This window comes from Rhabdobacter roseus (genome assembly GCF_014202275.1).
Taxonomy (GTDB): Bacteria; Bacteroidota; Bacteroidia; order Cytophagales; family Spirosomataceae; genus Rhabdobacter; species Rhabdobacter roseus.
In genome coordinates this window covers 1-24,346 of record NZ_JACHGF010000022.1, presented here as the reverse complement: position 1 = coordinate 24,346, position 24,346 = coordinate 1, and the positions used below count along the sequence as shown (strand labels likewise).

General features: G+C 52.0%; 24 protein-coding genes and 1 pseudogene. 12 read left to right on the top strand and 13 right to left on the bottom strand.

Annotated elements, in window-relative coordinates:
- Positions 1-95: NAD-binding protein (locus tag HNQ92_RS28400; RefSeq protein ID WP_184174664.1), on the bottom strand; the 95-nt coding region annotated here is incomplete at its 3' end.
- A 286-nt stretch (positions 96-381) separates the two neighbouring features.
- Between HNQ92_RS28400 and HNQ92_RS28395 the strand changes: the two genes are divergently transcribed.
- From HNQ92_RS28395 to HNQ92_RS28370, 6 genes are all read left to right on the top strand, one after another.
- Positions 382-1,524 carry an acyl-CoA dehydrogenase family protein gene (locus tag HNQ92_RS28395; protein ID WP_184180224.1) on the top strand — a complete coding sequence of 381 codons (1,143 nt, stop codon included), beginning with the start codon at positions 382-384 and terminating at the stop codon, positions 1,522-1,524.
- Positions 1,525-1,709: 185 nt separating this feature from the next.
- A complete protein-coding gene (locus tag HNQ92_RS28390; protein WP_246440994.1) occupies positions 1,710-2,621 on the top strand; it encodes an SPFH domain-containing protein in 912 nt (303 codons plus the stop codon).
- Between the two features lie 8 nt (positions 2,622-2,629).
- Positions 2,630-3,067 carry an NfeD family protein gene (locus HNQ92_RS28385; protein ID WP_184180221.1) on the top strand — a complete coding sequence of 146 codons (438 nt, stop codon included), beginning with the start codon at positions 2,630-2,632 and terminating at the stop codon, positions 3,065-3,067.
- 58 nt (positions 3,068-3,125) lie between these two features.
- The gene (locus HNQ92_RS28380) at positions 3,126-3,572 is read left to right on the top strand and encodes a PH domain-containing protein (protein ID WP_221307573.1); all 447 of its coding nucleotides are present in this window, start codon (positions 3,126-3,128) and stop codon (positions 3,570-3,572) included.
- Positions 3,573-3,637: 65 nt separating this feature from the next.
- Entirely contained in the window at positions 3,638-4,219 is a 582-nt protein-coding gene (locus tag HNQ92_RS28375) for an RBBP9/YdeN family alpha/beta hydrolase (protein WP_184180218.1), read from the top strand.
- Positions 4,220-4,441: 222 nt separating this feature from the next.
- Positions 4,442-4,966, top strand: coding sequence for a hypothetical protein (locus HNQ92_RS28370; RefSeq protein ID WP_184180214.1), 525 nt, complete (start codon positions 4,442-4,444; stop codon positions 4,964-4,966).
- A gap of 127 nt (positions 4,967-5,093) precedes the next feature.
- Here HNQ92_RS28370 and pafA read toward each other — a convergent pair whose 3' ends face one another.
- A complete protein-coding gene (pafA, locus tag HNQ92_RS28365) occupies positions 5,094-6,761 on the bottom strand; it encodes an alkaline phosphatase PafA (RefSeq protein WP_246440992.1) in 1,668 nt (555 codons plus the stop codon).
- Positions 6,762-6,938: 177 nt separating this feature from the next.
- On the opposite strand from pafA, the gene HNQ92_RS28360 reads away from it, so the two are divergent.
- The gene (locus HNQ92_RS28360) at positions 6,939-7,679 is read left to right on the top strand and encodes a fatty acid desaturase (RefSeq protein ID WP_184180211.1); all 741 of its coding nucleotides are present in this window, start codon (positions 6,939-6,941) and stop codon (positions 7,677-7,679) included.
- A 6-nt stretch (positions 7,680-7,685) separates the two neighbouring features.
- Here HNQ92_RS28360 and HNQ92_RS28355 read toward each other — a convergent pair whose 3' ends face one another.
- Positions 7,686-8,660, bottom strand: coding sequence for a polyprenyl synthetase family protein (locus HNQ92_RS28355; RefSeq protein ID WP_184180208.1), 975 nt, complete (start codon positions 8,658-8,660; stop codon positions 7,686-7,688).
- Between the two features lie 283 nt (positions 8,661-8,943).
- On the opposite strand from HNQ92_RS28355, the gene HNQ92_RS28350 reads away from it, so the two are divergent.
- Complete coding sequence (locus HNQ92_RS28350) at positions 8,944-9,861, top strand: patatin-like phospholipase family protein (RefSeq protein WP_184180204.1); 918 nt, start codon at positions 8,944-8,946, stop codon at positions 9,859-9,861.
- An 87-nt stretch (positions 9,862-9,948) separates the two neighbouring features.
- Here the strand turns inward: HNQ92_RS28350 and HNQ92_RS28345 are convergent, their stop codons facing one another.
- The gene (locus HNQ92_RS28345; protein WP_184180201.1) at positions 9,949-13,227 is read right to left on the bottom strand and encodes a TonB-dependent receptor; all 3,279 of its coding nucleotides are present in this window, start codon (positions 13,225-13,227) and stop codon (positions 9,949-9,951) included.
- Positions 13,228-13,681: 454 nt separating this feature from the next.
- On the opposite strand from HNQ92_RS28345, the gene HNQ92_RS28340 reads away from it, so the two are divergent.
- The 3 genes and pseudogenes from HNQ92_RS28340 to HNQ92_RS28840 form a co-directional block, all read left to right on the top strand.
- Positions 13,682-14,449, top strand: a complete 768-nt coding sequence (locus tag HNQ92_RS28340; RefSeq protein WP_184180198.1) for an alpha/beta fold hydrolase — start codon at positions 13,682-13,684, stop codon at positions 14,447-14,449.
- Between the two features lie 174 nt (positions 14,450-14,623).
- The gene (locus tag HNQ92_RS28335; RefSeq protein ID WP_184180195.1) at positions 14,624-14,800 is read left to right on the top strand and encodes an antitoxin Xre-like helix-turn-helix domain-containing protein; all 177 of its coding nucleotides are present in this window, start codon (positions 14,624-14,626) and stop codon (positions 14,798-14,800) included.
- Positions 14,766-14,900: pseudogene (locus HNQ92_RS28840) on the top strand (RES family NAD+ phosphorylase); the annotation flags it as partial. The gene HNQ92_RS28335 and the pseudogene HNQ92_RS28840, both read left to right, overlap by 35 nt.
- 43 nt (positions 14,901-14,943) lie before the next feature.
- Here the strand turns inward: HNQ92_RS28840 and HNQ92_RS28325 are convergent.
- The 5 genes from HNQ92_RS28325 to HNQ92_RS28305 form a co-directional block, all read right to left on the bottom strand.
- Complete coding sequence (locus HNQ92_RS28325; RefSeq protein ID WP_184180192.1) at positions 14,944-15,366, bottom strand: hypothetical protein; 423 nt, start codon at positions 15,364-15,366, stop codon at positions 14,944-14,946.
- 74 nt (positions 15,367-15,440) lie between these two features.
- Positions 15,441-17,738: a response regulator gene (locus HNQ92_RS28320; protein ID WP_184180189.1), complete on the bottom strand. Its 2,298-nt coding sequence runs from the start codon at positions 17,736-17,738 to the stop codon at positions 15,441-15,443.
- A 372-nt stretch (positions 17,739-18,110) separates the two neighbouring features.
- Positions 18,111-18,539: a hypothetical protein gene (locus tag HNQ92_RS28315; protein WP_184180186.1), complete on the bottom strand. Its 429-nt coding sequence runs from the start codon at positions 18,537-18,539 to the stop codon at positions 18,111-18,113.
- A 49-nt stretch (positions 18,540-18,588) separates the two neighbouring features.
- Positions 18,589-19,014: a hypothetical protein gene (locus HNQ92_RS28310; protein WP_184180183.1), complete on the bottom strand. Its 426-nt coding sequence runs from the start codon at positions 19,012-19,014 to the stop codon at positions 18,589-18,591.
- 34 nt (positions 19,015-19,048) lie between these two features.
- Positions 19,049-19,462, bottom strand: a complete 414-nt coding sequence (locus tag HNQ92_RS28305; protein WP_184180180.1) for a hypothetical protein — start codon at positions 19,460-19,462, stop codon at positions 19,049-19,051.
- Positions 19,463-19,511: 49 nt separating this feature from the next.
- Between HNQ92_RS28305 and HNQ92_RS29125 the strand changes: the two genes are divergently transcribed.
- The gene (locus HNQ92_RS29125) at positions 19,512-19,847 is read left to right on the top strand and encodes an SAM-dependent methyltransferase (protein ID WP_184180177.1); all 336 of its coding nucleotides are present in this window, start codon (positions 19,512-19,514) and stop codon (positions 19,845-19,847) included.
- A 93-nt stretch (positions 19,848-19,940) separates the two neighbouring features.
- Here the strand turns inward: HNQ92_RS29125 and HNQ92_RS28295 are convergent, their stop codons facing one another.
- The 4 genes from HNQ92_RS28295 to HNQ92_RS28280 all read right to left on the bottom strand — a co-directional run bounded on the left by HNQ92_RS28295 (position 19,941) and on the right by HNQ92_RS28280 (position 23,610).
- The gene (locus HNQ92_RS28295) at positions 19,941-20,963 is read right to left on the bottom strand and encodes a pYEATS domain-containing protein (RefSeq protein ID WP_184180173.1); all 1,023 of its coding nucleotides are present in this window, start codon (positions 20,961-20,963) and stop codon (positions 19,941-19,943) included.
- 24 nt (positions 20,964-20,987) lie between these two features.
- Complete coding sequence (locus HNQ92_RS28290) at positions 20,988-22,301, bottom strand: hypothetical protein (RefSeq protein WP_184180171.1); 1,314 nt, start codon at positions 22,299-22,301, stop codon at positions 20,988-20,990.
- A 123-nt stretch (positions 22,302-22,424) separates the two neighbouring features.
- On the bottom strand, positions 22,425-22,694 hold the full coding sequence (locus HNQ92_RS28285; RefSeq protein WP_184180168.1) for a hypothetical protein: 270 nt from the start codon (positions 22,692-22,694) through the stop codon (positions 22,425-22,427).
- Positions 22,695-22,791: 97 nt separating this feature from the next.
- A complete protein-coding gene (locus HNQ92_RS28280) occupies positions 22,792-23,610 on the bottom strand; it encodes an AlbA family DNA-binding domain-containing protein (RefSeq protein ID WP_184180165.1) in 819 nt (272 codons plus the stop codon).
- Positions 23,611-24,346 lie beyond the last annotated feature (736 nt).

Here is a 24,346-nt window from a genome sequence, read left to right as displayed (position 1 = left end):
TCGATGTCTACGCAGGTGACCTGGTTGCCCGTCTCGGCAAAGCAGGTGCCCGTTACCAGGCCTACGTAGCCCGTCCCTACTACTGATATTTTCATAGCGGTTGATTGTTAAACAGATAATAGAATTTTAGCGATTGACTTTAAAGTACCCGTTTACAGTAAGGTATCCTGAAAAAGAGCCCAAAAATAGTTTTTTTCCACGAAACTAACCCCTAATTGTCGCATTTGTTAGGATTCGGTCAAAGCTCAAAAGACATCGGATGGTTTGCCGCTGCCTCAACTATATGCCTAGTGGGTAACAAAGCGCATTCCTACTCGTTATTAAATGTAGCGTACGCTACCTAAGCTAATCGACTTCATCATCAATAATAATACAAGCCTTATGATTACCGAAACTGCTGAAAACCAAGCGCTCATCGAGCAAACGGTCCGTGACTTCGCCGAGCGGCAAATACGCCCTTACCTACGCGAGTGGGACGATACGCAATATTTTCCCAAAGCCCTATTTCATCAACTCGGAGAGCTGGGCCTGATGGGGGTACTGGTACCGGTAGAATACGGCGGCTCGGGCCTGGGCTACCGCGAGTACGTGGCAGCCATCGTGGAGCTTTCCCGGGTCGATCCTTCCATCGGGCTTTCGATGGCCGCTCACAATTCGCTCTGTACCAATCACATCTTAGCCTTCGGGAACGAAGAGCAGAAAAGTACCTACCTACCCCGGCTAGCCACCGGCCAGTGGATCGGGGCCTGGGGACTGACCGAACCCAACACCGGCTCCGACGCCGGTAATATGCGCACCGTAGCCCAGCGCGACGGCGACAGCTGGATTCTGAACGGCTCCAAGAACTTCATCACCCACGGTAAAAGCGGCGACGTGGCCGTGGTCATAGCCCGCACCGGCGAGCCCGGCGACAAGCACGGGGCCACGGCTTTTATCATTGAGCAAGGTACCCCCGGCTTTACGGCGGGTAAAAAGGAAGACAAACTCGGGATGCGCGCCTCGGAAACCGCCGAGCTCATCTTCCAGGATTGCCGCATTCCGGACGCCCAGCGCCTGGGCGAGGTAGGTGAAGGCTTTATTCAGTCGCTGAAGATTCTGGACGGCGGGCGCATTTCCATCGCGGCCCTGAGCCTGGGTACCGCCTGGGGCGCTTACGAAGCCGCGCGGGTCTACGCCAAGGAACGAAAGCAGTTTGGCCAGCCTATTGCCAATTTTCAGGGTATTGCGTTCAAGCTGGCCGACATGTATACCGACATCCAGGCTTCTCAGATGCTTACTTATGACGCCGCCGACCGCAAAGACCGGGGCGAGCAGGTAAGCCTGGCCAGCTCGGTAGCCAAGTACCACGCTTCCGAAACTGCCGTACGGGTGTCGGGCGAAGCCGTGCAGATTCTGGGTGGTTACGGTTTTACCAAAGACTACCCCGTCGAGAAATTCTACCGCGACAGCAAGCTATGTACCATCGGGGAAGGTACCAGCGAAATTCAGAAACTGGTTATTTCCAGGGAAATCCTCCGCAACTGATTTTTGATTAACACGTCCTTTCTACGCGACGAGCCCGGTACCGGGCTCGTCGCGTAGCCCTTGACTTTTACCACTCATCCCCGCCCGCCTACCGACAACCCGCCCGCTGGGTCGCTTGTCCCGACAAGCATTGCACTTCTTGTCAGCCTTGAGTACTTTCGTGAGAATCTTAAACCCCATATATCATGATCGCACTCTATGTATTGCTCGCGTTGGTGGTGATGGCCGTTCTGATGACGGTCAAGGTAGTACCTCAGCAAACCGCCTACGTGGCCGAGCGGTTGGGTAAATTTTACGCCGTTCTACAGCCAGGTATCAACTTCATCATTCCTTTCTTCGATCGTGTAGCGTACCGATATACCCTCAAAGAATCCGCGATTGACATCCCGGAGCAAATTTGTATTACCAATGACAACGTACAGGTACGGATGGACGGCGTCATTTTTATTCAGGTCATTGATCCCAAAAAGGCCGCTTACGGCATTGCGGATTACACCTTTGCCGTAACTCAGCTGGCCCAAACGACCATGCGGAGCGAGATTGGTAAGCTGGCGCTGGACAAAACCTTCGAGGAGCGGATGACCATCAACCGCGCTGTGGTAGAGGCCATCGACGAAGCCGCCACCGGCTGGGGCGTGAAGGTACTTCGCTACGAAATCAAGAACATCACCCCGCCGCAGAGTGTACTCATGGCCATGGAAAAGCAAATGCAGGCCGAGCGCGAGCGCCGGGCCGTTATTTTGCAGTCGGACGGGGAAAAGCAGGCGGCTATCAACGTAGCCGAGGGGCAAAAACAAAAGGTGGTACTCGAGTCGGAAGGCTTGCGCGCCCGGGCCATCAACGAAGCGCAGGGGGAAGCCTCGGCCATTCTGTCGGTAGCCGAAGCCACGGCCGAGAGTATTCGCCTGGTAGCGTCGGCCATTCAGCACGAAGGTGGTATGGAAGCCGTACAGCTGCGCGTAGCCGAAAACCTGGTGGACCAGTTTGGCAAGCTGGCCAAAACCAACAACACGCTCATCCTGCCGGCCAATTTTGCCGACATGGGCTCGTTGATCGCAACCGCCCTGAGTGTAGTAAAGTCTGAACAGAAAAAATAAATACCGTCATGGAATTATCCCTTCCGCAAATATGGCTCATCGTCGGACTACTGATGCTGGTCGCGGAGTTAATCAGCGTAGCGCTCGTATTCGTATTCTTTGCCGCGGGAGCGTTGCTTACTGCCTTATTGGCTTCACTGGGGGTACTTCCCAGCCTGGAGTGGCAGCTGCTGGGCTTTTCGGTGATCTCAGTCCTTTCGCTGGCCCTGCTGCGTAAGCACGCCAAGAAGCTGTTTCATCCACGTGGCAAGCTCCAGGAATACAACGAGTACGCCGGCGAAACGGCTATGGTCATCAAGGATATTCCGGCCTCGGGCGAGGGCAAAATCTTTTACCGGGGTGCCGAGTGGACCGCCCTCTCGGCTACGCATACGGCCATCATTGCCGGTAGCAAGGTGATCATCCGCCGCACGGAAGGGATTAAGCTCGTGGTAGAAGAATCGTAAAGGTACCTAACCGAAGGTCCTGACTTTCGGTCCACCGTCCCGTTTCATTCAATTCCGTATGAATCAAAAAGCGAAGCCAGGGCTGAAATACTACAAGGCAAAAAAGGATGGGTCTATCCAAGGCCTGATCCTTTTTTTGCTGGTACTTCCCGCAGGATTCCTATGGCTGGATCCGGGCACTTTTTGGTCAAAACCTTTCCTCTTTCTCCCTTTATTAAGTCCGCTGGCGCTCCTGTTGTGGATCTATTTCGACACCTACTACCAACTCGGCCCGGAGGATTTATTCTATAAATCGGGCTTTCTGAAGGGGCGCATCAAGATCATGGACATTCGGGAAATCGTACCAGGAAAAACCAGGCACGTTGGGCTGAAACCGGCCCTGGCGCGGCAGGGGCTTATTGTCAAGTACAACCGTTTTGACGAAATTTACCTGGCTCCCGAACATAACGAGGAGCTCATCGCCGATTTGCGGCAAATCAACGATTCCATAGTTATTAAAAAATAAGGTACTTGGGTGGCTCTGACGGAATTCCTTCCCTTGAGCGATCCAAGTACCTCAAAGTACCCCGCATGAAACCCAACATTTACGTAGTGCCGCGCTGGTCCGGCACCATTCACTCCGACTGGTACGACTGGCTGGCCGAGCAGGTTGAGGCCCGCTGGCAGGTACCCCTCCGGCGGCTCGAGATGCCCCACTGGCAAACACCCCGCGTGGAAGAGGCGCTGGCTTTTTTGTCCGAGCAGGTACCTGGCCTGGACGAAGGTACTTTCTTCATTGGCCACAGCGTGGGCTGCCAGTCTATTTTACGTTTTTTGCACCAGAAGCTCACGCCAGAAAGTACCTCTCCGAACGTAGGTGGATTGCTGTTTGTGGCGGGCTGGCTGGAAGTAGACGAGCCCTGGGACACCGTTGAGCCCTGGCTCGACCGGGGTACTTTGGACCTCCGCTCGGTCAGGGAAAGGGTACTTCACAAGCGGGTCCTGATCTCCGACAACGACCCCTTCACCTCCGACTTCGCCCGCAATAAGTACCTCTGGGAAACCCGCCTCGGCGCCGACGTGACGCTGTATTCCGGCCAACGACATTTTAACCAAAAAACCGCCCCCGAGGTACTTTCGGCACTTCGGGAGATGGTGGAGCCAGCAAATTAACCAAATATCCTATCCGTCACTTTTATTATTCATACCATGAAACACTGCCGGTTTATTCTAGGGTGCATCGCGCTAGTTTGTAGCCTCTCTGTTCAGCTTCTAGGTCAGTCAGCCTTTCCGGAAGGAATTCTTACCTATGAAGCCGATACGAGTGGACAATTAGGACTTATGGTGTCGCACATTATTGTTTATAAAAAGGCTGACTTAGTTCGAATCGAGGTTTTGCGCCCCCATCGTAGCCATCCGCCCGATTCGGAAAAGCTTATTTTTATTCAAAATAAAAAGGGTAGGTACTATTATGGCATAGGACCACGCTCCTCAGAACTACCCGACTCGATCGCTCATACCGCACTTTTTATATCTAACCACCACCAGAAAAGTCTGGACGCAGAGACAAAGGCTATTGATCCCAACAATTACTACCGGATAGATCAGCAACTGGGGTCTACTACCTGGCTGGACTTACCCGCCGAGCGGGTCATCCTGGCGGGCATTCCGGAGCATAAGCCCCACGAGGCCATCGTCACCACGGCCTTTCCCAATCTGCTAGGGTACTATTTTACTTCCTTGAAAAAACTACCTTCAATGCCCCTACGCTTCACTTTTTATGAATATGGTCGATTCACGGACCTTACTGCTACCAGCCTGAAACTCCAGAAAGTACCGGATCACCTGTTTGAATTAGAGCCAGGCTACACTACCATGACTATGTTTCAAATGCTGGAGGATATTTCCAAAATGAATTGAAACTATAAATTACATGACCGCTGGGCAGGCAAAGTACTTGGGAAAGTATTTCATAAGTAAAGCCGCCCAGGTACTTTCATTGATTTATGAAAGTACCTGGGCGGCTTTATTGGTAAGAAGTACCTACTTACTTCTTGAGCGCTTCCTCCACGGCATTCCCTACGTTGCCACTGGGCGGCAGAATGCGCAGCAGCGACGAAATGGTCGGGGCGATGTCGGCAATGGTGGTGCGTCGCAGCGTCTCGCCCTTGTTGATGCCCCAGCCGTAAAGCAGAAAAGGCACGTGCGTGTCGTAGTTGTAGGGCGAGCCGTGCGTGGTACCCGTGGTGCGGCCCGCAAACCAGCCCGGCTCCGTCACGATCTGGATGTCGCCGCTGCGCTTCACGTGCGTGCCGTTCTTGTAGAGCTCCAGCAGGTAGCTGTTGAGGTGCGAAGTACCTATTTCGCGCAGATTGATGATGTCGGCCACGCCCGGCATCGGCAGCAGCGCCTCGCGCACTACCTCATATACACTTTGCACCGAAATCTTCTTTTTCTTCAAAGCCGCATGATCCAGGTACAGCTGGTAGTTTTCGCTGGCCCGAATCAGGTCTTCGCTTCCGAAGGCCTCCTGCAAGGCTTTCTTCACGGCCAGGCTGATGGCGTTGCCTTCCATCACGCCCGCGGGTAGGTTGTGCTGTTTCCAGAAACCGGGTACGTCCATCACGCCGTGGTCGGCCGAGAGAAAGATCGTGTACTGGCCTTTGCCCACCCAGCTATCGAGGAAGTTGAAGAAGTCGGCAAATTCCAGGTCCAGCCGCAGGTAGATGTCCTGCTCCTCCACGGAGTTGGGGCCAAAGGCGTGCCCGATGCCGTCGGGCGTCGAGAAGCTCACCGCCAGGAAGTCCGTTTCTTTGCCTTTACCCATGTTCTCGCCCTTGATGGCCGCGATGGCCATGTCTTTGGTCATGGTGTTGCCCCAGGGCGTGGAGGCAATGATGCCGAAGGGATTACCGGCCGTGCCGCCCAGCTCGTAGGGGAACACCGCCTTGGTTTTCCCGGCCATCAGCTGCTCGTAGGGCTGGTCGTCGGGGGTACTTTCGGTATATTGCTCAATGGGCAGTAGGGTATTCCAGCCACCTTTGATGTACTCCGTCGGCATTTTTTTGGCATTGTAATCCTGCACCCATTGGGGTAGTTCGTTGGCGTAGTAGGTACTGGTCACCCAGTTGCCCGAGCGGGAGTCGAACCAGTAGGCTCCGGTGGCCGTGTGGCCCGCGGGCAAAATGGCGCCCCGGTCTTTGATGGCAATCCCTACCGACTTGGAGCGGAAGTTGGTGGCGATCTGCAGCTGGTCGGTGACGGTGCTCACCAGGAGGTTGCGCGGCGAGCGCTTGCCCGCCGAGGCATTGGTACTTCCTACCACCGTCACGGCGGTATCTTCGGCGCAGTACACGCCGCGCCCGGCCTGCTGGTCATACCAGTCGTTGCCCACAATGCCGTTGATGGCGGGCATGGAGCCCGTATAAATGGCCGAGTGCCCCGCACCCGTGACGGTGAGGGCATAGTGGTAGTGGTTGTTACGGCAGTTGAAGCCATCGTTGAGCAGGCGCTTGAAGCCGCCCTCTTTGTACTTGTCGTAGTAGCGGTACAGGTAGTCATAGCGCATTTGGTCCACCACAATACCTACTACGAGTTTAGGGCGAGCCAAAGGCGGAGTCTTAACGGTTTTGGGGGTACTTTGGGCCCAGGCACTCAGGCTTAGTGCCAGGCACAACATCAGGGTTGGAAAAATACGCTTGGGTACTATTTGCATGGTACGTATAGTTGGTAAAAGGATGGTTGGCTCGTTCAAAAAGTAAAGGTAAAAGGTAATTCAACAAAGCGCGGAACTGCCCGTTGAATATTTGCGGTTCCTTTGCAAAACATCCGGCCTTGCAAACCATTCTTTTCAACGCGGCGTTTAGAGGGAAATAGCTTCGAACTAACTTTTATGCAGGTACTTCCCAAAATCGCTCCCTCGCCGGTCGGAAACAAAGGCCTACTTATTGCTGCGGTAGTAGTAGTACTGTGGTTGGTGTCTTTGTTACTACTGCTTACTTACCCAATTTCCGCCACCGACCCCTGGCTGTACCTCTTCGTTCTGATCCAGACTCACCTCTATACGGGCGTTTTTATCACGGCTCACGACGCCATTCACGGGGTAGTGGCCCCGCAGCACCCCCGGCTCAACCGCGCCATCGGCTGGGTAGCTACTACGCTGTTTGCGTTTAACAACTACCGCACGCTTGCCACCAAGCACCAGCTGCACCACCGGCATTCCGGCACCGCCGACGACCCCGATTTCCACGAAGGCAATCCGCGGTTTCTGGCCTGGTACTATAGCTTTTTGAAGGAATATATTTCGTGGAAGCAGATTCTGCTCATGGCGGTTACCTACAACCTGCTCAAGCTCGTTTTTCCCTGGGAGAATCTGGTGGTGTTCTGGATGGTACCGGCCATTCTAAGTACCTTTCAGCTTTTCTTTTTCGGCACCTACCTACCCCACCGGGGCGAGCACCACAACCCGCCGCTCAACGCCCGCAGCCAGCCGCTCAACCACGCCTGGGCTTTCCTGACCTGCTATTTTTTTGGGTACCACCTCGAGCACCACGCCTACCCTTACCTACCCTGGTGGCGGCTGCCCAAGGCCCGCGAACAAACCTGGAGGCTCCAGGCACCTGCGGCCCCGTAGGATGAGCTACTTGCTACGCTCGATGGTATATTGCACCAGCTGCTCCAGCGACGTGCGGTAAGACGAATCCGCAAAACCGTGCAGTAGCGTACGCGCCTCCTCTACGTAGCGCTGCATGACCTGCTGCGCGTACTGTATCCCGCCCGACTCCCGCACAAAGGCGATCACCTCGGCTACTTTCTGGGGTTTGTGGCTCTGGTTTTTGATGTTGTTGATGATCCGGCGTTTTTCCAGCCAGGTGGCCTGGTTGAGGGCGTAGATCAGCGGTAGGGTCATTTTCTTTTCCTTGATGTCGATCCCCAGCGGCTTGCCTACCTCCATCTCCCCGTAGTCAAAAAGATCGTCTTTGATCTGGAAGGCCATGCCTACCTTTTCGCCGAAGGTGTGCATTCGCTCCACCACCGACGCCTCGGCGTCGACCGAGCGGGCACCTACGGCGCAGCAGGCCGCAATGAGCGAGGCCGTTTTTTGCCGGATGATCTCGTAGTACACGGCTTCGGTAATGTCCAGCCTCCGCGCTTTTTCGATTTGCAGCAGCTCGCCTTCGCTGATTTCCCGGATGGCGCGCGACACGATTTTCAGCAGCGCAAACTCTTCGTGCTCCACCGAAAGCAGCATCCCGCGCGACAGCAGGTAGTCGCCCACGAGTACCGCAATTTTATTTTTCCAAAGGGCATTGATGGAGAAAAACCCCCGCCGGTAGTTGGAGTCGTCCACGACGTCGTCGTGGACGAGTGTAGCCGTGTGTAGTAGTTCAATAAAGGACGCCCCGCGGTAGGTCGATTCCGAGATTTCTCCGCATACGCCCGCCGACAAAAACACGAACATGGGCCGGAGTTGCTTTCCTTTCCGGCGCACGATGTAGTTCATGATTTGGTCCAGGAGCATGACGTCGCTCTTCATAAACTGGCGAAATTTCTGCTCGAAAGCCTTCATTTCGCCTTCAATGGGAGCTTGTATCTCGCGTATAGAAAGAGTCATAATTGCATAGCTGAGGAGCCGCTTTTGCCATTCGTAGGCAACTGGGTAGGGCAGTGGCTTCCCTGGTTTGGGCCAACCTGGTACTCATGGCCTCAAAATTGCCACAAAATCTTCTGTTTATACCTATTTTACCACTAAAATGTTTGAGGGGTAGTCAGAAGCCAAAAAGTCTTCTACATTTATCCTTTCATAGCAGGGCGGTCCGTTTACTACTTTGGCCCCGGGCGTCAGCTACCTTTACCATCTAAACCATCCTTTTGGGCCGTAAGGACTTCGTTATTCTATGAAAGCACTCGTGCTAGGAGGTGGCTCCATGAAAGGGGCTTTTCAGGTTGGGGCCATTCAGGCCGTGATGGAAAAAGGCTTTGAACCCGACATGATTTATGGTATTTCGGTCGGGGCGCTCAATGCCGCTTTCCTGACCAACGAAGCCGGTCGGCAGTCGATTGAAGAAAAAAAGATCGACTGGCCTACTACGGGTCGTAAGCTACTGGAGATCTGGGTTAAGAATATCACGCAGCCCCAAAACGTAGCCCTGCTGCGCTCGCGGGTATCGCTGGGCGTGTATACGCTCATGAGCCGCTTCGACGGCCTCCTGGACCCCTCGCCCCTGCACAACCTGGTCCGGAAGCAGCTGGAAGGTTTTATCCTGCGCAACAGCCCCGTCAAAATCAAGGTAGGAGCCGTGAACATCACCAGCGGCGAAATGGTGTACGCCTCGCCCGACGACGAGTTTTTTATCGACTACGTGCTGGCCAGCGCTTCCCTGCCCATGCTGATGCCGCCCATCGCCATTGGCAGCAAAAAGGATATGTTTCTGGACGGCGGCCTGCGCGAGGTAGCGCCCATCCGGAAAGCCATCGAAGACGGCGCCACGGAGATCGTGCTGGTAGCCTGCCACTCCAAGCAGCTCTACAACCGCGAAAATTTCAGCCCCCGCAGCATCATCAGCCTGGTGGAGCGCGTGCGCGACATCACCGTGAACCAGATCGTGAACAGTGACATTGGCTGGGCCGAAAGCTACGCCGAGCGCTCCGTGCTGCGCGGCAAGCCCATCAAGCTTACCATCATCCGGCCCGAGGCCCCGCTGCTGCTGGACTTGCAGCATTTTTCGTCCGAGGATATATCGCGGCTCATTGTGGATGGCTACCGCGTTGCGCTGGAAACGCTCAAACGGGACGAAGAACTACGGAAAGAATAACCAGCCTAGTCGCCATGTTATACAAAAACGCCAGAAGCCCGCAGCTGCGGGCTTCTGGCATTCTAAGGTACCTGGGTACTTTCTCGCTTAGTTAAAGATATACCGGATACCCAGCTGCATTTGCCATACGTCGCTCAGACCGGCGCTTTTCACAAAGGTATCTTGCAGTAGGACGGTTTGTCCATCTTTATTTTGCGTAGCCATCCGGAACTGAGGTACACCCGTAGCGGAGGTACTTACCCACGACAGCGGGCGGTTGATCACTAGGTTGTCGCCCACGCCCCAGTTATTGTTCAACACGTTACCTACCCGCAGGATGTCGGCCCGGAACTGTAAGGTATTGCGCTTGCCACCAATGTTGACGTAGAACTCCTGCACGATGTTGAAGTCAAACGTATGCCGCCAGGGAGCAATACCGCCGTTGCGCTCGGCGTACTGGCCCCGGATACCACTCAGGTAAGCATCCTGATTGATAAACTTGTCATAAGCTTCAATCTGCTCAGCCGGAGAGAAGGTCCGGCCACCAGCCGTCAGCGGCAGGAAGGTAAGCTCGCTGGCCTGGTTGGGCACGTAGATAAGATCGTTGTTCTGGATACCGTCGCCGTTCATATCACCGGCGTACACGAAGGTGTAGCGGCCCTGATTCCGGCCTTCGTAGAACATACCAACCTGAGTCGATGCACCAAAGTCACCGCCGTAGTTGATCCGGTACGAAACCGAGGCGATAGCCCGGTGACGCTGATCGTTGTTAGAATACGACAGCTCGGCGAAGTTTCCGCCGTTGACGATGGCGTTGCCTTCAAAGGAACCCGACGCTACCGAACCGGCGCTCGTGATGTCTTTCACGGTACCGTAGGTATAGGCCGCCATGGCGTAGAGGCCCCTGCGAGACGGTCTTTCCAGTTTGGCGGTCATCAGGGTAGAGTACCCTTCGTTGGTGTTGGTTAGGTAAATATTACGCGATACGTTAGAATTTAACCGGTTGGCGGCCGCCGTACCCAAGTACCGGGGACGGTTATCGGGGCCCGCAAAGCGCGTCTCGCCAATATCCCGTTGGTTGATGTTCCAGTACTTGGTCGCGTTTACGTTGCGGTCATGGATAAACTCCAGGGTACCTACCAGGCCACCGGGTAGTCTTTGATCCAAGGCAAAGTTGGTCCGCCAGTTTTGCGGGAATTTGTAGTTGCGGTCGGTCGTGGCGAGGTCAAACGTAGCCCGCGACAAATCCGTAGTCGTAGGGGCAAATCGCGATGGATCCAGCGTAAACGGATAAGCCGCCGTATTTTGCTGGTCGATAAAGCCGGAAAGTACCCCCGTATTACCTACCTGGTTGGAGATCCAGACAAACGGAGGACGGCCCGTGAAAATACCCGTTCCCCCGCGTAGCTGGGTAGTCTTTTCGCCCGTTACGTCCCAGTTAAAGCCAAACCGAGGCGACCACAGCGGACGTGCGTCCGGCAGATCAGCCGTGTTGGTCTGGATGGTACCTCCGTCCGGAGTACGGAAGTTTAGATCTTTTACGAAGGGGTTTTCGGTAGAGGTATTTCCAAAAATGGGTACATCCACGCGCAAGCCCAGCGTCAGCTTCAGGTTGGTGGAAGCCTGGAACTCATCCTGCAGGTAAGCGCCCGGATAAAGTACCTTGAGCTGCTGCAACGGAGGCTGTCCGCCGCCCGTCAGGGAGTAGCGGTACTGGAAGCGGTTCAGGGTTACATCAGTTCTCTCGTCACGTACGGCCGAGTAGAAGTCATCCAGGGAGTTGAATATATACACCCCGTTGGAAGCTGAGTAGAAGGAGTTGTTCGAAGAGAAACGCTCCACGCTGATCCCGGCCGTAATGGTATGCTTGCCGGCGTAGTACGACAGGTTGTCGATAAGCTGGTACGTTTTGTAGTTCAGCAGGTTGAACGGCGTAAAGGGGTCCATGCCCACCGAGATGTAGTTACTGTTGTTTTGCAGGATGTCGATCGTCGGGAACAGGCCGGGCGTCAGGTACGTACGGTCTTCGTTGTTGCTGGTGTAGCCAATAATCAGGTTATTGGAAAACTTGCTGCTGAAGGTCGAGTTGAGTTCCCCAATCACCGAAACAATGTCTTCGTTCAGGATGTAGCCTGAGTTTTTATAAGACATGGAATTGGCAATAGTACGGCGGTTACCGGCTCCGGCCGAAGAGCTATTCGAGATCAGGTTTTCGGCACCACCGTCCAGGTACGAGAATCGCACGTTGAAATTGTGGTTCTTGTTGATGTTCCAGTCCAGACGAGCCAGGAGTTTATTTCCCGTCGTAGCCAGGCTCAGGTTTTCGTAGCCACCCGTTTCGTAGCCAAACTTATCCCGCATGAGCGCGCTCACGGCGTCGAGGTCGCTGGCCAGTACGCGCGTTACGTTATCACCACCCTGGCCGCGGTTTGCTACCCAGTTGTTCTGGTCAGCGGGGTCGGTACGGTTTTCAAATTCACCGTTCAGGAAGATAAACAGCTTATTTTTTATAATAGGTGCCCCTACACGAAAACCCGTGATTTTCTTCGAGAACTCCGGCACCGTTACCTTATTACCGGCGGCTTCCTTGCCAGCCAGGTTATTGTTGGCAAACAGGTGAAACACCGAGCCCGTTACTTCGTTGGTACCCGAGCGCGTAACGGCGTTGATACCCGCCCCCGTAAAGCCCGACTGACGTACGTCAAACGGCGCTACGTTCACCTGAATCTCCTCGATGGCATCCAGTGAAATAGGCGCTATCTGCGTACGAGCTCCGGGCTGATCACCCAGTCCAAATCCGTTGTTGAATACCGCGCCATCGACGGTGATGTTGTTGAAGCGGCTGTCTTGCCCGCCAAACGAGCGGCCATTGCCCTGAGGAGTAAGACGCGTAAAATCCGCAATGGTACGACCCACCGTAGGCAGACTATTCAGTAGCTCCTGGCTTACCGTAGTAGCGGCCCCTGTGCGCTCCGAGCTGAATATGTCGCTGCGTGAAGTCCTTACGGCTACCTCGCCTAGTTGAGTACCTTCGTCCTGCATCGTGAAGTTGACGTTGGCGGCGGTACCCAGGTTGGCAAAAATGTTGTCTTGAGATTGCGCGGCGTAGCCTACAAAAGTGACCGTCACTCTATAAGGGCCACCTACCCGCACGGCAGGGAGGGTGTAACGTCCTGCTTCGTTGGTTACGGTTCCGTACTGGGAGCCCGAAGGCGTGTGAACGGCCACCACGGTGGCACCGGGTAGTGCCTCTCCGCTGGCGTCGGCGACTTGCCCCACGATGGACGACGACGTCACCTGAGCTAGAACCTGGCTACTGAGAGAAGACAATACGAACGTGAACAGCGCCAAATACGCTGCTTTGAAAAGTAGACCTTTTCTGTTCATTAGATTTTGGGATTTGGTTAGAGATGTTTGTTGGCTCATTCAGGGTGCTGGCGAATGAATTTAGGCACAAAATAAGAGCATTTTTTATTCCCAAACAATGGTACTTTTCTACTAAAAGTACTACTTACAAGAATGTAATTGCTTGATCTATTGAAAAAGTGCACAGAAGTACCTCAATTCTTCAATATCATTCGCATATTATTTTATTGTTAAAAATTCAGAAGCCCGCCCGAGCGCTTCCCTTCTAACTTTTGACCCGTTAGAAGGTTTTAGCATGTGTCTTTGTTATTATTTTAATTTCACAAAAAAATATAAAAACAAAGGTACCTGCGCCGCCTCATCTGCCCCGACCAGGTACCTGGCGCGAAAAACCGCCGCCCGATGACGAAGCTCCGCCGGAGGTACCCTATCTTTGCGGCCATCATGTATCTTTCAATTTAGTCCGACATTTCTTATGCAACTCCACTATAAAAAAATAGGCGAAGGCCAGCCACTGCTGATCCTGCACGGAGTACTTGGCTCGCTGGACAACTGGCTCACCGTGAGCAAGACCATCGCCGACGCGGGCTACGCCGTGTACCTGCTCGACCAGCGCAACCACGGCCGCTCGCCCCACCACGAGCAGTTCGACTTCACTACCCTGGCCGCCGACCTGGAAAAATTCATCGCCGAGCATTCTCTCCAGAACCCTATTCTGCTGGGGCACTCCATGGGCGGCAAAACCGTGATGCAGTACGCCGTCACGCATCCGGGTACTTTTGCCAAGCTGGTGGTGGTTGATATTGGCCCTAAGGCCTACCCCCCGCACCACGGGGAGCTGCTGCGCGGCCTAAACGCCCTGGCGCTGGACCAAATCGAAAGCCGCCAGCAGGCCGATGAGCTCTTTAGTACCTACGAGCCCAACGCGGGCGTGCGGCAGTTTCTGCTCAAGAACCTGTACCGTACCGACCAAGGTACCTTTGCCTGGCGCTTCAACCTGCCGCTGCTTAGCCGCGACATGAAAAACGTGGGCGACGCCATTCCGGCCAGTGCGCCCGTGACCGAGCCGACGCTCTTTATGCGCGGCGAAAAATCTGACTACATTTTGGATAAAGATTGGGAGGCCATACAGGAGCAGTTCCCCAACGCGCGCCTGGAGACCATCGCCGGAGCGGGCCACTGGGTGCAGGCCGAACAACCCAAAGCCTTCGTGGCGGCGCTGCTGACGTTTCTGGAGGAGTAGCCCTCAAGTACCCAAATAAAACTACTGAGTAGGTACATGGGCTTGCGGAGCTTCTAAGGTACTTGCGTTCAATGAACTCCGGAGCATAATGCTATTTTGCTCGGTGCCTGCTTCATGGCAAATTTGCCGGTTTGATTTTGTATATTTTCATTAAACACGCAATATAAAATGGCCATGCAACCTTTGTTTCCCGTACGTCCGGACAGCCCCGCGACCAAGCGCATTCGGCAAGCGCGGCGGGGCGTACTCCGACGCCAGGTGGATGAAGTAGCTCAACGCGTGGGCCTCACCGACATCGAAATGGCCCGCGTGCTTAATATGTCCGTCCGGAGCCCTGTCCGTGATAGGTAGCTATCGGCACGGAGGCCGGTGGAACCCCAAAGGCGTAGGAATTCTCTATACGAGCCGTAGTCCTGAACTCAGCCTGCTGGAAACGCTGGTTCACCTCCCTCCGCTCGGGAGGTACCTCGCAAATTATTTAAAACAAAAAGTACCTACCGTACCCGGGCGTAGCGGGTGCGCCCGCCGTCGCAGTAGGTCACCACAAATTCATCTCCGCTGAGCGCAATGCTCCAGGCGGGGCAGTTGAGGCAACGAATGGAGGCACAAGCCGGATTGACGGGTACCTCATCCCGCGGTTCGATGGGGATCAGCGTGCCGTTGAGCCGCAGCGCGGGCGGGGCGCAGCACAGCTGGAGGCCTTTTCCTTCCAGAAGTACCCCGTCGTAGCGCACGAAGAGGTCGGCGGCGGCAGATGCGGTGCTCGCGTTCCAGGTCGTGTCGCCGTTGGTAGTTTGCTGGGTAGCCACCGGACGCCAGCGGCCCACCAGGGGTTTGAGCTCCGCGGGCGTCACGCGCTGGAGGCGGTTACAGCTCATCAATAGCACCAGCAACATAAGGTACCCGGCTGCTTTCATGGGTGATGGTTTTTAGCTTTTCAAAAAAAGGGTACTTACAATTACCGTGCCCGGGGGTACCTGCGGGACCGGGACTAGGAGGCAGTACCGATGCGCCCGGAAATACCTTTCAGAAGAACTACCAGTTGTTGCAGGTTAACTGGCTTGGAAATGTAATGATCCATACCGGCATCCAGGCAGGCTTGTTGATCTTCGGCCATGGCGTTGGCGGTCATGGCCACAATAACCGGCTGGTACCCCGTACCGGAGCGAATCCGCCGGGTGGCCTCCAGCCCATCCATTTCCGGCATTTGAACGTCCATCAGAATCACCTGGATGGCTTTATACTCCAGCATGGCTAGTACTTCCTTTCCGTGGTTGGCCAGCAGGGGCAGGTACCCTAGCTTGCTAAGTACCCGCAGAATTAGCTTCTGGTTGATGGCGTTGTCCTCAGCCACCAGAATGGTAAGGGGGTACTCCTCCGCAAACCGGTCATTCAGCACGGTCTCGGGCTTCATGACGGCGGCGTTTTTGAGTCCGGACTCCTGCTTTAATCCTGCAAAAATAACCTTGGAGAGGGCTTCGTATTTTACGGGTTTGCTCAGTACCTCAAAAAACAGCTCGGGGTACTTTCTTTTGGATTCGTCGCCGATGGAGCTCAGCAGCACGATGGGGATCTGGGGGTACCTGGCTTTAATGATCAGGCTCATTTCTACCCCATTCATGGCGGGCATTTCCATGTCTGTGATAATCAGGTCAAACCCGGCAGCTTCCGACAGCAGCGCCAAGGCCCGCGTGGGCGAAGCCGCGAGTACGGGCTTTAGCTGCCAATTCGCCAGCTGTAGGTTCAGTATTTTCAGGTTGGTTTCGTTGTCATCCACCACCAGCACGCGCTTGTCTACGAGCGTCTGGTAGTCGGGGGGAAGTGCTTTTTCCATCACTACCTGGCTAGCCTTGGCCGGAAGGGAAAAGTAAAAGGTAGTGCCCACTCCGTACTCGCTCGAAACCCCCAGGGTACCTCCCATGAGCGTGACCAGGCGTTCGCTGATCACCACGCCCAGGCCCGTGCCGCCGTAGTGCCGCGTGGTAGAGGCATCTACCTGAGAGAAGGCCTTGAACAGCTTGGACATTTTGTCTTGCGGAATGCCTATGCCCGTATCTTTTATTTCAAAGTAAAGCCTTAACTCTTCGCCCTGTTTGCTTTCAAGCGTTACGCCCACCAGTACCTCTCCCTGGTGCGTAAACTTCACCGCATTCCCGACTAAGTTAATGAGTACCTGGCGCAGGCGCAGCCCGTCGGCCACGATCGTATCCGGGATGTCCGTGTTGATTTGGTACAGCAGGTCGATACCCGCCTCGGCGGCCTTGCCCGAAAAAAGGTCGAGTACATCCTCGATGCAGGTACGCAAGCGAAAATCATGCGGGTCGATCTCCAGGTCGCCGGACTCGATTCTGGAAAAATCAAGAATGTCATTTATCACGGTCAGCAGCGCCTCTCCACTCACCCGGATCGTTTCGGTATACTCGCGTTGCTCCTCGTTAAGCTCCGTTTGGCTGAGCAATCCCGTCATGCCCAAAACCCCGTTCATGGGCGTTCGGATCTCGTGGCTCATCGTAGCCAGAAAGGTACTTTTGGCCTGGTTGGCCAAGTCAGCCTCCTCCCGGGCTTTGCTTTCGCTATTCTTTTGCTCGTGGAGTTCTTCGTTGATGGCGTGCAGCTCTTCTGCCTGCTCCTGTAGTTCCTCCGACTGTACCTGTAGCTCCTCGGCCTGATTCGCCAACACCCGCGATTGGCTCTCCAGCTTGGCAATGGCGTGTTTGAACGCCCGCACGATCAGGTATAGCGCAATGGCCACAAACAGAAATTCGTAGGCGATCACCGTGGTGTACATCAGCTCCCCGCCCTTGATATTAAATAGCAAATCGCTGACGGCGAAGCCCTTGTTGTACAAACAACTCAGCAAAATGGGCGTGGCACTCAAGACCAGGTAGGCCAGGGCCCAGCGGGCTTTTAAAATAAAAATACTGAAGAGCATGATGTGGAAAAAGGAACCCACATCCACGACCAGCAGTCCCCGGTCTTGAAACAGCAGGCAGTTTAACCAAAGCGGAATCAAGAGGATCCAGATTTTGACGTGGGTGAGCGGGCCAAGCCAATTTTTGTAAATCAGTAAGACCAGTAACGCGGCGTTGAAAAAGACAAAGACCAGGGCCGGATAAATGCTTTCCTGAATCTCGCCCACTACGGCAATCAGAACGACGCAATGAATGAAACAGACTACATTCATCAAGTACCCCCAGGACAGGATCGTGATCCGCGCCTGGTTGATGGGATCGTGCGTATCGTCCAGTCTCTGGAGAAAGAGTATCTGGTAGGCTTTATTTGAAATCATGGCCATGCATTGTTGTGAGGGTTGCCCGAAAGTCTATTCTACCCACTAAACCAGACTCCGCGGCAGAGGTACTTAGGGTGTTGCACGCCCGTCCGGACGGTAAAGATACACATTAAATAACCGCATAGATGCATGAAGGCTACTTGTTTACAAACGCTATACGTTTGCGTTCTTACGGTTGATACGGATTTTGGAATAAGGCAAAGAAATGCGCCCATGCAGGAAGCGTGCTGATAGCCCGTAACCGTAAGGCTGCGGAATAATAACCGCCAGACGGGAAGTAGTTATTGGATGCCAAGAATGACAAAAGTACCCCTACTACCGAGCAGAGGTACTTGAAGCTGATGGGATAAAAGGAACCACTAAACTACCCTACCGTACCCGGGCGTACCGCATCTGCCCGCCGTTGCAGGAGGTCAGGAGGAGCGTATCGGCGTCTAGGTCCAGGTCCAAGGTAGCGCAGCCCATGCAGTCCGCGAGGTCGCAGATGAGGTTGCGGGGTACTTCAGCACGGGGAATAATGTCTATGAGGGTACCGTTCAGCTGGATGGCGGGGGGAGCGCAGCACCAGGCCAGCCCCTGGCCGTCTAAAAGTACTCCGTCGAAACGAACCTGCAAGATCAACGCCTCGGCGGCAGGTACCTCCACCCAGGTCCTGACGCCGCCCTGGTTTTGCTCATAGGCCACCAACTGCCAGCGCCCCACGAGTGGCTTCAACGCCTCGGGCGATACTTCCTGCTCGCGACGGCAGCCCAACAGCAGCGCCAACAAAGCCAAAACAAGGTACTTGGTCGATTTCATGTTTTTTTAAGTTTTACAAGTTGAAAATAATAATGACTACTAACGACTCTTACCGCACCCGCGCAAAGCGACTTTGACTGCCTCCCCAACAGCTAGTCAGCACGAGGGTATCGCCGTCCAGGGCGATGTCCCACACCGGGCACCCCGCACAATTGACCAGGGCGCATACCTCATTGAAGGGTACCTCGGCCCGGGGCCCGATGGGGTACTCCGTGCCGTTGAGCTTCAAAGTACCCGGCCCGCAGCAGAGCCCGCGCCCTTCGGCGTCCAGCACCACGCCGTCGTAGCGAATAATGAAAAACGACGCCTCGGCAGCAGGTACCTCTACCCATTCTTTTTCTTCACTCAGGAGATTCTGCTGAGCCACCAATTGCCAGCGCCCTACCAGCGGTTTCAGTGCCTCTGGCGACACTTTTTCTACGCGGTTGCAGCCTACGAGCATTCCAATCAAAACCAGGTACTTGACCAATTTCATGACTAAAAAAGAGTTTGATTAAACTATAAATATACTATCGCATCCGCACGTAGCGGCTTTCATCGTCCCGCACAAAGGTGTCGCCATCCAGAACAATGTCCCACAGCGGGCACCAGGCGATGTCGATGTAGCGGCATGCCTCATTATAAGGCACCTCCTCCTGTGGCTCAATAAGGTACTTCGTGCCGTTGAGCCACAAAATATCCGTCCCGCAGCAGAGCCCCCGACCTTGGGAGTCTAGTATTACCCCGTCATAGCGAATAATGGTAAACGCGCCCTTGCCGGAAGGTACCTCTACCCATTCTTTTTCTTCGCTCTGGAGATTCCGCTGCGCCACCAAGCGCCAGCGCCCTACCAGCGGCTTTAATCCCTCAGGCGATACTTTTTCTACGCGGTGGCAGCCCAGCAGGACCAGGAATAGCAACAGGTACTTGGTTGTTTTTTTCATGGGAAAAGCGTTTAGGTACCTGCGTAAGAGTACCTTCTTCCCCAAAAGGTTGGAACGGCTAAAGGGTACTTTTCGGGCTGTGGCTAAAAAAAGTACCTACAAGTACCCCTGGAAGCTTCGCAAAAAGGGACTGAAAGGTACTTTTTACCAAAAAAGTACCTTCTTTGCAAAGCTAACCTACTACTGCATGAGTACCGACACCACCACCCTTTTCCTGATCCCGACCGTCCTGGCCGAAGGTACCGCCGAGCGGGTACTTAGCCCGCAGGTGCGGGAGGTGATCCAGCCGCTGGATGTTTTTTTTGTGGAAAACGTCCGGACCGCGCGCCGGTTCATCAGTGGGCTGCGGCTGGGGAAAGTCATGGGTGAAGATGTAATGAGATAACAATTGCAACCCGCAAAGAAGGGAGAAGCGAGCGAATTGCTCTAGAAGTAAAATAGCTTATTTTATTACGCTTACGAGTTAAGGCCTTACCTCTTATAGACTTCTGAATTCCTCTGAAAACCCCCATTTAGGATCAGACAGATCAAGTTCAAGCGTTGTAGCTCCATCATCTGCTTCTGCACCAACCGTAAAGGCTCCCCAAGCGGTTAGGGTCAGTTCTGCTTTTCCATCTTTAACAAAGATGATGGGTGTTGAATTGATAAAAGTAGGATGCAGATGGAACTTTACATTTCCTACTAAGGGCTTGTCGGAATCAGTACTTTCTACAGTTAATACAATGGAGTAGAGACTACCCAAGAAAGGTATTTTCTTTCCTCTTGCCGATAGCCGCCTTCCATTCCTTTCTTCTAAGCCTCCCCATTTTCCTTTTTGCGGATCGTCATTATCTGTACCTTTTACGCTTCTTGGTGCCACCAGGCCCTTTTCGATCCTATCCTGCTGCGCCACTGGCAAGGTAGCTTCTATTTTACTAATGGATTCCTGTACATTTTTTACTATCTCTTTCATCGCATCGCTTGGCTCATTCAGGCGTTCATCCGCTTCACGAATGGCGTTAGACAGGTACATACGCGTAACCAGGTACCCTCCTAAAAACCCCACCACTGGAAAATAGACCAGAATAGACCCTGTTAGGGTGGTAGCCGCACCTATCTGAAGCGGAGAAGTAGCAATCTTACCGGCAATATACTCTGAAGTTTCCTGCACGCGGCCTGGTATGGTTTTCAATTGTACCAGCCCTAATCCAACGATGATTTTGGTAAGCCAGTCTGATATTTCTTCTAGATTGGTATTGGGTCGGTGCTGACTCGACCTTCCCTGCTCATCAGTAGGCTGTCTCCCTTGTAGTATTTTGGGAATACCGAACAAAAAACCGACCAGCATTCCCAGGGCCAAGCAGGCTGACGCCAGCAGAAAAGCCACCACCGGTGAAGCTACCCGTTGCCACCCAACGATAATTACCCCAACGAGTACCAGTAGCAACAGCACAAATGTAAACCTGGCCCCAAAGGCATCTCTAGGGTTTGGTGTGAAGATTTGTTTGAAGGTGGTGAACATGGGAGGAAATGGCTTGTCAAATACTTAGAAAAAACCAATTTCTAAATTTTGAGCATTGGTAGTATTTACTTCACTATTATGAGGAAAATATATTGTACTTTTCTTATCACCAAGGGTTTTTCCTTTAATAGAATCAGCTTTTTGTTGTAGCCAATTAGTAAAATCTAAAGCCTCTGAGAAAGAAGAAAACACTAAGGCACCATTATTAATTTTAATAGGAAGTTTTCCTGAATTGCCAGCACCAGGCAAGTAAATACTCCAAAGTAAAGGTTTAAACTGATCTTTCGGCAATAGAGATATATCTTTCTCAACGCTTTTACCCGACTTAAATTCTACTTTATCATCCGCTTCTGAAATAGTTCTACCTCGTTTTACTACTGCACGAAAGTCTCCTTCAAAACTTAATTTTGATTTTAAATTTTCATTCAAATTCGGATAAAATACCGACATTTCCCTCACTTGTACTTTGTCTGGATCATTTGGCTTTTCATCAACAAATAACCCCCCGAATGAATGTACTCTTTCTACTTTAACATTTGATTTATTTTCTAATATTATTGTCACTATTACATTTCCAGTAAGATCAATCCCACTGACTCCATCTTGATAAATACTTAATGTTTTACCATCTTCTAAAATCATAGCATTTAAGGCAACAATTCGCTGCTTTAGCAAAACCTCTTCAGCAAGCGATCTTGTTGCACTTAATTTACCTGACAAACCTTGATTAACTTTTGACGCTTCTGTTAAACCATCTGTCAGTATATGCTCAGCTATATTTGATGATGTATCTTCAAATCCGGCACTCGCAGCTTTCTGAGATGTAGATGAGGTGTTTTTCCTCGATGATGATCCAGAAACTCCTATACTATTTTCAAATCCAAGACTTGCTGTAAGCTCTGCCTGATTTGCTTCAGTATAATTAAGCTTTCCTAAGTCATAAGATTGGTATTGCGTCTCAATTTTATTGCAACTAATAATCTTAAAACTAGATGAAGCGTCTAATTTTAAGCTTACTATTAGTTTAGAAATTCTATCAGCAGGATTTTGAGATTTATTTCGTATAGGAATAATAATTTTTTTTTCTTGTAGAGTGTAGTCAATAATTGACACCTTATCATTTTTTTTCAAAGTAAGTTCCGAGGCTATTTTAAATGTGAGATCCTCTGACTTTAGTTCCTTGCTATTAATCGACTTTATTAATTCGCTTTGAGCTTTGGGAGACAAGTCAAAAATAGTTTTAGGGCTCGGCGAGGGTACTTTTTCAGAAGCAATCACATAGGCGTTAACACTGATCAACTCATCTATTTTACCATTATCTAAATTTATAATTTCCATTGATTTATATCGGCGAGTAAGCCTCCCATTACCAACGCATGAAGACAAGTATATAGTAGCGCAGCATATCGCGAAGTAAAACAATATTTTAATTAAGTTTCTCATAATATCTTTAAAAGCATTTTAGGTTAACGAAAATACACTTTTTAATGACTCAGCCATTTCATCACCGATTTTAAATATCTGAGCTGATGCAGGTAGCCCACTTATTAATTCACGCATCTGAATTGGTTCAATAAGTTTATCATCTTCACTTTTAGGAAATTGGAAATTGGTATCTTGTCGATAAACCTGTTTCTTCCTTATGTTCGCTAAAGCAAAATCAACCATGACCGCATGCCAGAAAGGTTTATCAATATCCGCATCTAAAACAGTAATGAATTTAGGCACCATAGCTTTGGAGGGTTAAGTTTTGGAAGATAATTCTACCCGAAACCTACCAAAACAGCCAGACCTTTACAAGCCTGGCTGTCAATGCACTGCAATAAATTTATCTAACGGTACCCGTATTGTACCGCCAGCGATGTTGCTCGTAAATCTCCCGTTCGCGGGGGGTGAGCTCTTTACTGCTAGACAGCCTACGGATATAAAATTGCTGGCTTTTCTTTTCGGCATTATAGAGCAGGTAAGGTACCTCCGAGGGCCGTACCGATACTACACATACGTCTCGGCCTTGTAGCTCCACAAAGGCAACATCCAGCAGGGCAAAGAAAGCATCGCCGAAGGCTTCCTGAATGAGGGCATCGAGCCGCTGCCGGAAGGAATCTTGCCGGGCAGCGGGCAGCGCCGTGGCTGCGCCCAACAGCGCGTAGTCTTTGGTGAGGCCGTAGAGCTGGCCTTCGTCGGTGACGCCGATGAGAAGGTTGCCGCCTTCGGCGTTGGCAAAGCCGGCAAGGGTTTTGAGTATGCTGTGTTTGACGACGTAGGTTTCGCGGTCCTGTTTGATGTCGTAGAGCAGGGTACTTTTAAACTCCACGTGCTTAGTTTCGCCGCGTTGGATCTGAGCCAGCAGGGTGGCGGTTTCTACGCTGAGTTCGCTGCGGTCTACGTAGAGCTCGGCCTTGTCGGGGACGACGCAGGCGTAGCTGCTGAGTTTGGGGTAGCGCCGGGCGTACCACCGCTCCACTTCCTGTATGTCGGCCTCGTTGAGGCCGTAGAGCTGGTACACCAGTTGATCGATCTCCCGCTGCTCGTTGGATTGATAGTCGTAGCGCGGGTTTTGCTTTTGCTTAGTAATAATTTGTTTTGTAAGCTCAACAATTTTGGAATTATTTTTTAAAACAACCAGAATCTCATCTATGTCTCCCATAACCAAATGTACTGTATGATTTATGAAATTCTTAAATAAATATCTAGCAATTTTAGAACATAAATTACCAAGAAAATACTCTACTTCTCCGAAATTATCTTTAATAAAAATACTTGGACTTGCTTTTGCAAAAACTTGCTCTGAGCTAATTCTAAAAGTAGGACTATATATCCCTGCTTCACTATAAACTATCCCTTTTCTGAAATAAAATCTATGGTTTCTAAGTCCATTATTAGCTTTCAAGATAGCGACAGCCTCCTTAGACCAGTCTATAAGAAAATCAGTTTCATAAAAATAGTTACTTAAAGCATCTCCATTAAACGCCCTACCTCCTTTGTCTAACTTTACAAAAAACGGCTGATCTTTAATACCGAATTCTTTTTCTTCGCTATTTAACTCTCTATCAATAATTTGTTCACTATCTATTTCTGCATATGCTCTGCTTACCATATTAGCACCTTTCCTTATTTTGAGAAATCTATTATTATCGGAAGTCATCACTCCTCCTACAGTTTCAGAAACCTCCCCAAACTTCACTAACTCCAGTACTGTGCTATTTATTTCAATGCTATACTTTATAATTGTTCTTTCAGGCACATCTGGATCATACGTGTATTTTTCAGCAACCGCAGTGGTATCATTCATCAGGGCTTTCTCATAAAAATGGCAAGTAGTTGTTAGCCTTACTTTTGTGGTTGACTAGACTACAAAAACCATGACTACTCCTACTTGCCAG

Bases quoted from the DNA above. Each gene is read 5' to 3' on its own strand.
- HNQ92_RS28395 (WP_184180224.1), top strand. From the start codon at position 382: ATGATTACCGAAACTGCTGAAAACCAAGCGCTCATCGAGCAAACGGTC.
- HNQ92_RS28390 (WP_246440994.1), top strand. From the start codon at position 1,710: ATGATCGCACTCTATGTATTGCTCGCGTTGGTGGTGATGGCCGTTCTG.
- HNQ92_RS28385 (WP_184180221.1), top strand. From the start codon at position 2,630: ATGGAATTATCCCTTCCGCAAATATGGCTCATCGTCGGACTACTGATG.
- HNQ92_RS28380 (WP_221307573.1), top strand. From the start codon at position 3,126: ATGAATCAAAAAGCGAAGCCAGGGCTGAAATACTACAAGGCAAAAAAG.
- HNQ92_RS28375 (WP_184180218.1), top strand. From the start codon at position 3,638: ATGAAACCCAACATTTACGTAGTGCCGCGCTGGTCCGGCACCATTCAC.
- pafA (WP_246440992.1), bottom strand. From the start codon at position 6,761: ATGCAAATAGTACCCAAGCGTATTTTTCCAACCCTGATGTTGTGCCTG.
- HNQ92_RS28360 (WP_184180211.1), top strand. From the start codon at position 6,939: ATGCAGGTACTTCCCAAAATCGCTCCCTCGCCGGTCGGAAACAAAGGC.
- HNQ92_RS28355 (WP_184180208.1), bottom strand. From the start codon at position 8,660: ATGACTCTTTCTATACGCGAGATACAAGCTCCCATTGAAGGCGAAATG.
- HNQ92_RS28350 (WP_184180204.1), top strand. From the start codon at position 8,944: ATGAAAGCACTCGTGCTAGGAGGTGGCTCCATGAAAGGGGCTTTTCAG.
- HNQ92_RS28345 (WP_184180201.1), bottom strand. From the start codon at position 13,227: ATGAACAGAAAAGGTCTACTTTTCAAAGCAGCGTATTTGGCGCTGTTC.
- HNQ92_RS28340 (WP_184180198.1), top strand. From the start codon at position 13,682: ATGCAACTCCACTATAAAAAAATAGGCGAAGGCCAGCCACTGCTGATC.
- HNQ92_RS28335 (WP_184180195.1), top strand. From the start codon at position 14,624: ATGCAACCTTTGTTTCCCGTACGTCCGGACAGCCCCGCGACCAAGCGC.
- HNQ92_RS28325 (WP_184180192.1), bottom strand. From the start codon at position 15,366: ATGAAAGCAGCCGGGTACCTTATGTTGCTGGTGCTATTGATGAGCTGT.
- HNQ92_RS28320 (WP_184180189.1), bottom strand. From the start codon at position 17,738: ATGATTTCAAATAAAGCCTACCAGATACTCTTTCTCCAGAGACTGGAC.
- HNQ92_RS28315 (WP_184180186.1), bottom strand. From the start codon at position 18,539: ATGAAATCGACCAAGTACCTTGTTTTGGCTTTGTTGGCGCTGCTGTTG.
- HNQ92_RS28310 (WP_184180183.1), bottom strand. From the start codon at position 19,014: ATGAAATTGGTCAAGTACCTGGTTTTGATTGGAATGCTCGTAGGCTGC.
- HNQ92_RS28305 (WP_184180180.1), bottom strand. From the start codon at position 19,462: ATGAAAAAAACAACCAAGTACCTGTTGCTATTCCTGGTCCTGCTGGGC.
- HNQ92_RS28295 (WP_184180173.1), bottom strand. From the start codon at position 20,963: ATGTTCACCACCTTCAAACAAATCTTCACACCAAACCCTAGAGATGCC.
- HNQ92_RS28290 (WP_184180171.1), bottom strand. From the start codon at position 22,301: ATGGAAATTATAAATTTAGATAATGGTAAAATAGATGAGTTGATCAGT.
- HNQ92_RS28285 (WP_184180168.1), bottom strand. From the start codon at position 22,694: ATGGTGCCTAAATTCATTACTGTTTTAGATGCGGATATTGATAAACCT.
- HNQ92_RS28280 (WP_184180165.1), bottom strand. From the start codon at position 23,610: ATGGGAGACATAGATGAGATTCTGGTTGTTTTAAAAAATAATTCCAAA.